The sequence below is a fragment of the Caballeronia sp. LZ034LL genome, assembly GCF_031451215.1.
Classification (GTDB): domain Bacteria; phylum Pseudomonadota; class Gammaproteobacteria; order Burkholderiales; family Burkholderiaceae; genus Caballeronia.
The window spans coordinates 1,301,323-1,311,748 of the sequence record NZ_JARUXR010000003.1 but is presented as its reverse complement, the minus strand read 5'-3'; the positions used below and the strand labels follow the sequence as shown (position 1 = coordinate 1,311,748).

At 65.8% G+C, this 10,426-nt stretch carries 9 protein-coding genes; 3 read left to right on the top strand and 6 right to left on the bottom strand.

The features are described from left to right. The first annotated feature begins 261 nt into the window (after positions 1-261). Positions 262-2,439 (top strand): malate synthase G, encoded by a 2,178-nt coding sequence (locus QCE83_RS27100; RefSeq protein WP_309818554.1) that lies wholly within the window; start codon positions 262-264, stop codon positions 2,437-2,439. Positions 2,440-2,484: 45 nt separating this feature from the next. Here the strand turns inward: QCE83_RS27100 and QCE83_RS27095 are convergent, their stop codons facing one another. The 5 genes from QCE83_RS27095 to QCE83_RS27075 form a co-directional block, all read right to left on the bottom strand. Next, positions 2,485-2,670: a 4-oxalocrotonate tautomerase gene (locus QCE83_RS27095; protein ID WP_016347879.1), complete on the bottom strand. Its 186-nt coding sequence runs from the start codon at positions 2,668-2,670 to the stop codon at positions 2,485-2,487. Positions 2,671-2,693: 23 nt separating this feature from the next. Next, entirely contained in the window at positions 2,694-3,470 is a 777-nt protein-coding gene (locus tag QCE83_RS27090; RefSeq protein ID WP_309818541.1) for a class II aldolase/adducin family protein, read from the bottom strand. Then, positions 3,448-4,359, bottom strand: coding sequence for an urea transporter (locus tag QCE83_RS27085; protein WP_309818539.1), 912 nt, complete (start codon positions 4,357-4,359; stop codon positions 3,448-3,450). The genes QCE83_RS27090 and QCE83_RS27085 overlap by 23 nt, the downstream gene beginning before the upstream one ends. A gap of 143 nt (positions 4,360-4,502) precedes the next feature. Then, positions 4,503-4,709 (bottom strand): hypothetical protein, encoded by a 207-nt coding sequence (locus QCE83_RS27080; RefSeq protein WP_309818537.1) that lies wholly within the window; start codon positions 4,707-4,709, stop codon positions 4,503-4,505. A 108-nt stretch (positions 4,710-4,817) separates the two neighbouring features. Further along, positions 4,818-5,957 (bottom strand): iron-containing alcohol dehydrogenase, encoded by a 1,140-nt coding sequence (locus QCE83_RS27075; RefSeq protein WP_309818535.1) that lies wholly within the window; start codon positions 5,955-5,957, stop codon positions 4,818-4,820. A 157-nt stretch (positions 5,958-6,114) separates the two neighbouring features. Here QCE83_RS27075 and QCE83_RS27070 point away from each other — a divergent pair, with 157 nt between their 5' ends. Continuing rightward, entirely contained in the window at positions 6,115-7,296 is a 1,182-nt protein-coding gene (locus tag QCE83_RS27070) for a GGDEF domain-containing protein (protein ID WP_309818533.1), read from the top strand. Positions 7,297-7,312: 16 nt separating this feature from the next. On the opposite strand, the gene QCE83_RS27065 is transcribed toward QCE83_RS27070, so the two are convergent. After that, positions 7,313-8,098 carry a peptidoglycan DD-metalloendopeptidase family protein gene (locus QCE83_RS27065; protein WP_309818531.1) on the bottom strand — a complete coding sequence of 262 codons (786 nt, stop codon included), beginning with the start codon at positions 8,096-8,098 and terminating at the stop codon, positions 7,313-7,315. A 560-nt stretch (positions 8,099-8,658) separates the two neighbouring features. Between QCE83_RS27065 and QCE83_RS27060 the strand changes: the two genes are divergently transcribed. Continuing rightward, on the top strand, positions 8,659-10,389 hold the full coding sequence (locus QCE83_RS27060; protein WP_309818529.1) for a penicillin-binding protein 2: 1,731 nt from the start codon (positions 8,659-8,661) through the stop codon (positions 10,387-10,389). The last annotated feature ends 37 nt before the right edge of the window (positions 10,390-10,426 follow it).

Here is a 10,426-nt window from a genome sequence, read left to right as displayed (position 1 = left end):
GTGTTTGTGGGGGGGGCCCCGCCCCCCCCGCCGGGCCGGGTTTGTATTTTTTGCGGTGTTTGGTTTTGTTTTTTTGGGCCCCCCCCCCCCCAAGACTCGTTTTTTTCAAATCGACGTTCCTGGCCTTGCATCACAAGTGGGAGTGCTCCCCGGCACACCCTCTCCCCCACCGCCCCGCTTCGATCCTCCCCCAAGACGCGCTACCATACACAACCAGCCCACCCCAAACCCCAGAGTCACAGCAATTCAGCCGGAGTGCCCATGAACGACATGATCCAACAACACGGTCTGCAGGTCGACGCAAGCCTGGCAAAGTTCGTCGATGAAGAAGCCATCCCCGGCACGGGTGTCGACAGCGCCGCCTTCTGGAAGGGTTTCGATGCGCTCGTTCACGACCTCGCCCCGAAGAACCGCGCGCTGCTCGCCGAGCGCGACCGCCTCCAGACCGAACTCGACAACTGGCATCGCAGCCATCCCGGCCCCGTGCAGGACCTGCGCGGCTATCGCAAGTTTCTCGAAGACGTCGGCTACATCGTGCCCGCGCCCGCACATGTGCAGGCCAGCACCGCGAACGTGGATCGCGAGATCGGCGAGCAGGCCGGGCCGCAGCTGGTCGTGCCGCTGTCGAACCTGCGCTATGCGCTGAACGCCGCCAACGCGCGCTGGGGCAGCCTGTACGACGCGCTCTACGGCACCGATGCCATCGACGACACCGACGGCGCCGAGCGAACCGCCCAGTTCAATTCGAAGCGCGGCGCGAAGGTCATCGCCTACGCACGCCGCTTTCTCGACGACAACGCACCCCTCGCGCACGGCTCGCATGCCGATGCCACGAAGTACAGCGTCGAACAGGGCGCGCTCGTCGTGACGTTGAAGGACGGCAGCAAGAGCGGCCTCGCCAACGCCGAACAGTTCGCGGGCCATCAGGGCGATGCCAAGGCGCCGCACGCCATCCTGCTCAAGCATAACGACCTGCACTTCGAGATCCAGATCGACGCGGACCATCCGATCGGCAAGACCGATGCCGCGCACGTCAAGGACGTGCTGATGGAAGCGGCGGTGAGCACGATCATCGACTGCGAGGATTCGGTCGCGGCCGTCGATGCCGCCGACAAGACCCAGCTCTATCGCAACTGGCTCGGCCTGATGCAGGGTCATCTCGCCGAACAGGTCACGAAGAACGGCAAGAGCTTCACGCGCAGCATGAATCCGGATCGCGAATACATCGCGCCGAATGGCTCGACGCTGAGCCTGCACGGACGTTCGCTGCTGTTCGTGCGCAACGTCGGCCATCTGATGACGAATCCCGCCGTGCTCGACCGCGACGGCAACGAGATTCCGGAAGGCATCCTCGACGGCGTGATGACCACGCTCGGCGCCATGCACGACCTCAAGAACAAGATGAACTCGCGCACGGGTTCCATCTATATCGTGAAGCCGAAGATGCACGGCCCCGCCGAAGTGGCCTTCGCCGACGAACTCTTCTCGCGCATCGAAGACCTGCTCGGCCTGCCGCGTCACACGATCAAGATGGGCATCATGGACGAGGAGCGCCGCACCAGCGTCAACCTGAAGGCGTGTATCGCCGCGGCGGGCGCGCGCGTCGCGTTCATCAACACGGGCTTCCTGGACCGCACCGGCGACGAGATGCATTCATCGATGGAAGCCGGCCCGATGATGCGCAAGGGCGACATGAAGTCGTCGAAGTGGATCAACGCGTACGAGCGCAACAATGTGCTCGTCGGCCTGAACACCGGGCTGCGTGGCCGCGCGCAGATCGGCAAGGGCATGTGGGCGATGCCCGACCTGATGCACGCGATGCTCGAACAGAAGATCGCGCATCCGCGCGCGGGCGCGAACACCGCGTGGGTGCCGTCGCCCACGGCCGCCACGCTGCATGCGCTGCACTATCACATGGTCGACGTGCAGCAGGTTCAGCAGGAGCTCGAAAGCCACGACTACGAAGGGCAGAAGAACGAACTGCTCGACGGCCTGCTGACGATTCCCGTCGTCGACAAGCCGACCTGGTCGGAACAGGACATCACGAACGAGATCGAGAACAACGCGCAGGGCATTCTCGGTTATGTGGTGCGCTGGGTGGATCAGGGCGTCGGCTGTTCGAAGGTGCCGGACATCCATGATGTCGGCCTGATGGAAGACCGCGCGACGCTGCGCATCTCGAGCCAGCACATTGCGAACTGGCTGCGTCACGGCATCGTCAGCGAAGAGCAGGTGAAGGCGACGCTCGAACGCATGGCCGCGGTCGTCGATCAGCAGAACGAGGCCGATCCGGTCTACCAACCGATGGCTCCCGCGTTCGACAGTTCCTTCGCGTTCAAAGCGGCCTGCGCGCTCGTGTTCGAAGGCCGCACGCAACCGAGCGGTTATACGGAACCGCTGCTGCACAAGTTCCGTCTGGCCGTGAAGGCATCGATGTAATCGTCTCGCGCGCGCATGCGGCCTCGCGCCGCATGCGCGCCGCGTTCACTGCTCCGACCAGAGCTTGCCCGCGGTCGCCCAGTTCTCGCGTTTCACATCCGTCAGGATGATATCCACCGAGCCCGGCTCGCAGCCGAGCGTCTCGCACGTGGTGCGCGTGATCGCCTCGACGAACTTGCGCTTCTCCTCCGCCGTGCGGCCTTCGAACAGCTGGATGTTGAATGTCGGCATTGCGTTGCTCTCCTTTGCTGGGTTTAGTCGCGATATGACGCGTCGATGCGGTCCAGCTTGCGCAGCAACGCCGGCCACTCGAGCGCACCTTCGATGGCGTCGTCATCATGCAGTTGGGCCGCGGTACGCGTGACGACATCCGGTGTCGGCACGATCATCTTGTTCACGCCCGCCAGCGCGCGCAGCTGAATATCGCATGCCTTGACGAGCATATCCATCAGCACATAAGCCTCGGCGACGGTCCGTCCGAGCGTGAGCGGGCCGTGATTGCGCAGCAGCATCGCGCGATGCGCGCCGAGGCTCGTCACCAGCCGCTCGCCTTCCGCCGGCGAGAAGGCCAGGCCTTCGTAGTCGTGATAGGCAAGGTGGCCATGGAAGCGCATCGCATGCTGCGATCCCGGCAGCAAGCCATGCGGCTGAGCCGAGACGGCAATCGCCTCGCGCACGTGCAGGTGCATCACGCACACGGCATCCTCGCGCGCCGCGTGCACGGCGCCGTGCAACGCGAAGCCCGTCGCGTTCACCGGATGCACGCTCTCGCCGATCACATTGCCGTCGATATCGATCTTCACGAGATTCGACGCCGTGACTTCGTCGAACGTCAGCCCGAACGGATTGATCAGGAAGCGTCCTGGCTCTCCCGGCACGCTCGCCGAGATGTGCGTGTAGACGACGTCGTCCCAGCCATTGAGCGCGACGAGCCGATACGCCGCCGCCAGATCGACGCGCGCGGCCGTTTCGGCTGCACTGCGCGGGCCATCCTGCGCGATCCGGCGTTCAGGCGTGTGGGTGAATGACATGCGAGTCTCCTGCTTGAGTGGTACGGACCAGGCGGCGTTGCAGCGCGATCGTCAGCCACGACGCCAGCACGAAGGGTGCGGTCAGCGCGGCGATGCCGGCGCAGTCGATCAGCCGTTCGATCAACACTGCCGCGACGATCGCGAACAACGCATAGCGCCTGCCGAGCGGCGCCGCCGCCAGCGCGGCAAGCGCGGCGTTGAAACCGCATGCGCCCGACAGTACGACGGCATCGCCCGCGCCGCCCAGTCCGTGCAGCATGGCGCCGAGCGCGCTGCCGGCCAGCGCCCAGCCCGCCTGCGACGGCCGCGCCGCGAACAACCCCACCGCAATCAGTCCGCCTGCTATGGCGCCGGTGGCGAAGGTGATCGGCGCGAGTCCCGCGAAGGCCGCTTCGAGCATCGGCACGACGCCTGCCGCGACTTGCGGGATCGCGCCCGTGTCGCCGCGTCCGCTGAACAGCGGCAGCCAGCACCAGGTCACGAGGATCGCCGGGCTCGACAAGAACGGCCAGTCGAAGCGGGCCAGGACGTGCGACAGCTTGTGGGCGAGCAGCGTTGCGCCCATCGCCGCGACGATCGCGACGGCGCCCGCCTGCGAGACATCGCCGATGAACGCGAACGCCGCCAGCGCCGCAAGGGCGCCGTTGAAGCCGTGGAGGTCGTTGCGGAAGACGGGCGCGTCGTCGCTTTCGATGATCGCGCTGATGACATGGCCGGTCAGCGTGCCGATCAGGAGGCCGCATGCAAGGCGCGGACTCGCGCTGAGCACGGCGAGGAAGAGGAGCGCGCCGGTCGCGGCGTTGCGCTGAAGGACGATCTGCCCGATCGCGCGCGCGAAACGGCGCAGCGGGTCGGCGAAAGCGACGTCGGAATGGAGAGCGGAGGACATGCTGGGCGGCGACGGCACAAGAAGCCGCCAGCATAAGGCAGCCGGCGCGCGCCGTGCGACGGCGGGCCGAATAACCGGTATGGACTTGAAGCAGCGGGCGCGACGAGAAAGGTCGCGCCGGAATGAAGCGGCTTAGTTGAACCTTAGTTGAATGCCAGCGGCACGAGCGGCGTAGGCTCGCCGACACCCGGGTTCGCCAGCGAGAGATCAGCGCTCAGCTTGACGATTTCGGTGACGTTTTCGCGGAAGTTGGGATGCTTTTCCCAGGTGATGTAGCTTGCATCGACAACTGCGGACAGCGTGAGCAAGGTAAAAGCGACTTTCTCGATGACTTGGTGGTGACGGCGCATGATCTGTTCCTCAAACTTTGCGACATTGTAACAGAGTTAAGGGTTTTCCCTTAAGTGTTTGTTGCAATGCCGCACCTGCGCCGTCACGCAAGGGCTTGCGCCCTGTCCCTACATCGAAGCATCGAGGATCGCCGCGTAATCGGCCTCGGACGCTTCACGCGGATTGGTCTTGTGGCTGTGATCCTTCAGCGCACCCGCGATGATTCGCGGATACAGGTCGCGCGTCACACCGAGTTCCGCCAGACCGCGCGGCAGGCCGAGCGTCGCCGTCATCCCGCGCACAGCATCGCCCACTTGATCGCCGGAAGACAGGCCCATCGCCTGCGCAAGGCGCTCCAGCTTGCCTTCGTCTTGCATCGTCGGCGCGCTGCGGTTGAACGCGATCACCGCCGGCAGAAAGATGGCGTTGAGCGTGCCATGGTGCAGCTTCGGATTGATGCCGCCCAGCGAGTGACTCAGGCTGTGTACGCAGCCCAGTCCCTTCTGGAACGCCAGCGCGCCCTGCATCGACGCGCTCATCATGTTCCAGCGCGCCACGCGGTCCGAGCCGTCGCGCGTCGCCCGTTCGATGTGACGCCACGCGCGCCAGAGTCCGTCGAGCGCGATGCCGTCGGCGGGCGGATTGAAGGCCGGCGCCATGAAGGTTTCGAGGCAATGCGCAATGGCGTCCATGCCGGTCGCGGCGGTCATCATCGGCGGGAGGCCGAGCGTCAGTTCGGGATCGCAGATCGCGACGCGCGGCACCACGTAAGGCGAAATCACGCCGACCTTGCGGCCGTCGTCGAGAATCAGGATCGCGCCCCGGCCTACTTCGCTGCCGGTGCCTGCGGTCGTCGGAATCGCGATGACGGGCGCCGTCTTCGCCGTGATCCGCGCCAGCCCGCCTTCGATCACCGCGAAGCTCTGCAACGGGCCTTCGTGCGTCGCGCAGACGGCCACGCCCTTGGCCAGATCGATCGACGAACCGCCGCCCACCGCGATCACGCCATCGCACGCATGCTCTTTGAACAGCGCGACAGCGGCGCGCACCGCGGCCTCGTTCGGATTCGGCGGCGTCGCGTCGAACACCGGCGCGGGCTGTGAAGCGCCGAGCGCGGCGAGCACCGTATCGACGAGACCAGCGGCACGAATGCCGCGATCGGTCACGATCAGCGGGCGGCGCATGCCGATGCGCTCGCACTCGCCGGCAAGCAGGCGCACCGCGCCGAAATCGAACTGGATCTGCGTGATGTAGTTGATGAGGGCCATGTGGAGTGAGGGAGGTTGTCGTTCGGAGCCGTCAGTATAAAAGTCCGCGCGTGCGGGTGTTCCTCACTAAAGTTTGGGAGCCCGACGTCCGATATCTGCGATGTGGTCCGATTTTCCGCGAGTGTCCCGCCCTCGCCGGACCACGCCGGAATCCAACATGGACCATCAGACCGAGGTATTCACATTGCCGCGCGGACGTGCGGCCACGTGGTTGCTGCACGCGGGAGCCGACATTCCCCGCGCGATCCGTGTCGCACTCGTCGGCAGCCTGTTCGGCACCTTGCCGATCTTCGCGGGCGGCGTGCTCAACACGGTCGCGGTGGCCTGGGTGCTCGACCGCCGCCATCCGACCACTGCTTTCCACATCTGGCTCGCGCTCGAGATTGCCGTCTGCCTGATCCGGCTGGTCGTGCTGGTGATCGCGCGCCGATGTGCACGCGAAGGCAAGTCCACGCTGACCGACACGTATGTGCTGCTCGCGCCGCTGTGGGGCGCGACGGTTGGCTACGGCGCGCTGGTTTCGGTGCTGTCCGGCGACTGGGTGGCCGCGACGCTCTCGTTCCTCTCCGCCGCCGCGATGGTCGGCGGCATCTGCTTCCGCAATTTCGCCGCGCCGCGTCTGGTGGCGGTGATGATCTTTTTGTCGCTGGGGCCGTGCTGTCTTGGCGCCGTGCTCGCCGGAGAGCCGACGCTCTGGCTCACGCTTTTGCAGATTCCCTTCTACCTGTTCGCGATGAGCGCGGCCGCATGGCGCCTGAACGGCATGCTCGTCTCGACGATGAAAGCCGAGCAGGAAAACGACCGTCGCGCGCGTCACGACGAGCTGACCGGCCTGCTGAACCGCGCGGGCCTGTTCCAGGCGGCGCGTTCGCGCGAGTCGGGCCGTGCGCGTAACGGCGCGCCGACCGCCTTGCTCTATCTCGATCTCGACGGCTTCAAGGCCGTCAATGACGCGCACGGCCACGAAGTCGGCGACACGCTGCTCGCGCTGGTGGCGCGCCGTCTGCGGCATCTCTCGGGGGAAGGCGCGCTGGTGGCGCGACTCGGCGGCGACGAGTTCGTGATCGTCACGCCGCCGCGCGACGATTTGCTTGTGCTCGCCGACACCGTCGTACGCGAACTGTCGAAACCGTTCCACACGGACGGCGATCTGGCCTTGCGCATCGGCGTGAGCATCGGCATTGCGATGTTCGATCATCAGCACGACGAGCTCGACGGCGTCCTCCGCGACGCCGACAACGCCCTCTACGAAGCCAAGCGCGCCGGCAAGAACCGCTGGGTCGCGGCCAGCCGGCGCGAGCCGAAGCCGGCGACGCGCTCGGTCGGACTGGTCGCCTGAGCGCAACGCTTGGGAATCAGCCGCTCAGCTCCGCGCTCAGGTTTTCCGCTTCCTTCGCGAAACGCCGCCGCTCCTTGCCGTGCAAACGGTCGTCGCTGGGCAGGTCCACGGTGAGCGGATTCATCGCGACGTCGTCGACGCGAACTTCATAGTGCAGATGCGGGCCCGTTGCCCAGCCCGTCTCGCCGACATAGCCGATCACCTGCCCGCGCTTCACCGTCCCGCCGTTGCGGATACCCTTCGCGAAACGCGACAGATGCGCGTACACGGTCGAATACGGCGCCGGGTTGTCGAGCATGATGACCTTGCCATAGCCCGTCTGCCTGCCGACGAAAGTCACCGTACCTTGCGCCGACGCATGCACCGGTGTACCGATGGGCGCAGCGAGATCGACGCCGTCGTGACTCTGCCAGCGATGCGTCACCGGATCGAGCCGGCGCAGCGAGAAGTCAGACGATACCCGCGTAAAGGCGATCGGATAGCGCGAGAAGCCGGGCGTTGTGCTGTCGCCGTCTTTTGAGTAATAGCGCGCATCGCCTTCCGGATCGCGATAGAGGAACACATCGTGCGACGACGAACCGGTGGTCAGCCGCACGGCCAGCGGCGCATCCTGCGCCTGATCGTCGCCTGGCTTGCGGTCGTAGATGACGCTCAGCGTGTCGCCTTTGCGGATATCGCGGCGCATGTCGACCTTGCCCGCGAAGGCGTCCGTGAGCGTCGCGATGGTTCCGGCATCGATGCCCAGACTCTGCGCGGCCTGCGAGAAGGTCTGGTCGACTGTGGCGCTTTCAGTGGTTCGCACCGGTGCCGGTGCAGGTGGCGCGACAGACGCCGGCGCGGCGCTTTGCCGCAGCGACACAGGCGGCATATCTTCGAGAACGGTTGAAGAGGACGAACGCGCGTGCTCGAGCGAATTGCAGATCACGACGGAACAGATCGAACCGACCGCGCAAGCGAAAAAGACTCGTCCTGCCTTGCCGGGCAAGGCGGCTGCGGGTGAGAAGGGCATGGGCGGAAAACTAAACGGGCGACGGAAGGGCATCACCCGGAACGAAAGGGCGCGGTCTTGACCGCGGGCGGCATGAATGCTTGCGCGCGCTATTCGATCTGCCGCGAAAACAGGCGGATCGTCGGGGAAAACGAAGCGAAACGGCAAGCGAACATGAAGTCGAGTGCGATGAAATCGGCCGCAACGGGCGGCACGTTCAGGTTGGCCGAGACTAAGAGAACTTTCTTAAACGAAACTTAAGCTGCCCCTTAATAAACCTTTTGCACGAAGTTTGAACGAAATTAACGGTGGATAACGCCGGTTGCAGACTTTTCAATTCGACACCCGGAAGTGCGTTCCCGCATAATCGCGGCATGAAACCACAAGAACGGAAGTACCTCGGGATCGCACGTCACGACATCCAGCCCACGACGTTGACGCCGCCGCCGCGCTGGCGCTCGCGCGCGCTGAGCGGCGCGTTTGCCGCCTTGTTCATCGCGCTGACGGTGCGCGCCTTCTGGGTGCAGGGCGTGGACGACGCCTTCTACCGTCGCCAGGGCGACATACGGCAAGTACGCGACTGGCCGATGCACGCTTCCCGCGGACGCATTCTGGATCGCAACGGCCGCCCGCTCGCTGTCAGCCTGCCGACTCGCACGCTCTTCGTGGATGCGTCGAACCTCGATGAGCGCGTCTCGCAACAGCAGATCGATGCGCTGTCCCGCCTGCTCGACGTCGCTCCGGCCGATATCGAAAAAATCTACGCGGCGCATCGCGGCTTCGCGTATCTGAAGCAGGAGGTTCCCGTCGATGTCGCCGAACGGGCGATGCGTCTCGACGTCCCCGGCCTGTCGATGCAGGAGGATTACCGGCGTTACTACCCGGAAGGCGAAATTGCCGCGCAGATCACCGGCTTCACCGGCACCGAAGGCAGCGGCCAGGAAGGCCTGGAGCGTTTCGCCGAAACGACGCTGCGCGGCGCCGACGGCCATCGCCGCGTGCTGCGCAATGCGCGCGGCCAGGTCATCGATACCCTCGACACCACGCCGCCGCAGAACGGCCGGGACCTGACGCTGTCGATCGACCGGCCCATCCAGTACGCCGCATTCAAGGCGCTGAAGAGCGCGGTCGAGCGCAGCAACGCGCGCTCCGGCTCGGCGATCGTGCTGGACGCCCACACCGGCGAAATCCTCGCGATGGCCAACTGGCCGAGTTACGACCCGAACCAGCACACGCGCCGCACCGGGATGGCGGTCCGCAATCGCGCGGTCGCCGACATCTTCGAGCCGGGCTCGGTGATGAAGCCGCTCACCATCGCGCTCGCGCTGCAACAGCACCGCATCACGCCCGATACCGTCGTGCCGACCGACGGCGGCCGCCTGCGCCTGGACGGCCGCACCATCCACGACGACAAGAACTTCGGCACGCTGACGACGGCGGGCGTCATCCAGAAGTCGAGCAACGTCGGCACGACGAAGATCGCGCTGCTGATTCCGGCGCGCGACATGTACCGCAACTTCCGCGCGCTCGGACTCGGGCACGCGCCGCGTGCAGGCTTGCCGGGCGTTTCGTCGGGCCGTGTGCGGCCGTATCGCAACTGGCGGCGCATCGAACAGGCGACGATGTCGTATGGCTACGGGCTGTCCGCGTCGCTGCTGCAACTGGCGCAGGCCTATACCAGCTTCGCCAACGATGGCCGGCTCGTGCGCGCGTCGATCCACCGCCGCGACACGCATCAGGCGCCGCCGGAAGGCCGGCGCGTGTTCACGGCGCGCGTCGCGCGCGAAGTGCGCACGATGATGGAGAGCGTCGTCAGCAAGGACGGCACCGCGCCGCAGGCAGCCGTGCCGGGCTACACGGTCGCCGGCAAGACCGGCACCGCGTACAAGTGGACGTCGAAGGGATATGACCGGCATCAGTATCGCGCGTCGTTCGTCGGGATCGTGCCGGCGAAGGCGCCGCGCGTGGTCATCGCGGTGTCGATCGACCGCCCGCTGCGCGGCTCGCACTTCGGCGGCGCGGTGGCCGGGCCGCCGTTCGTCGATATCGCCACACAGACCATGCATCTGCTCGACGTGCGGCCGGACAAGAGTCCGGGGGTGTGAATCAAGGCTGCTCAGTCGAGCTTGTCACAACGTGCGA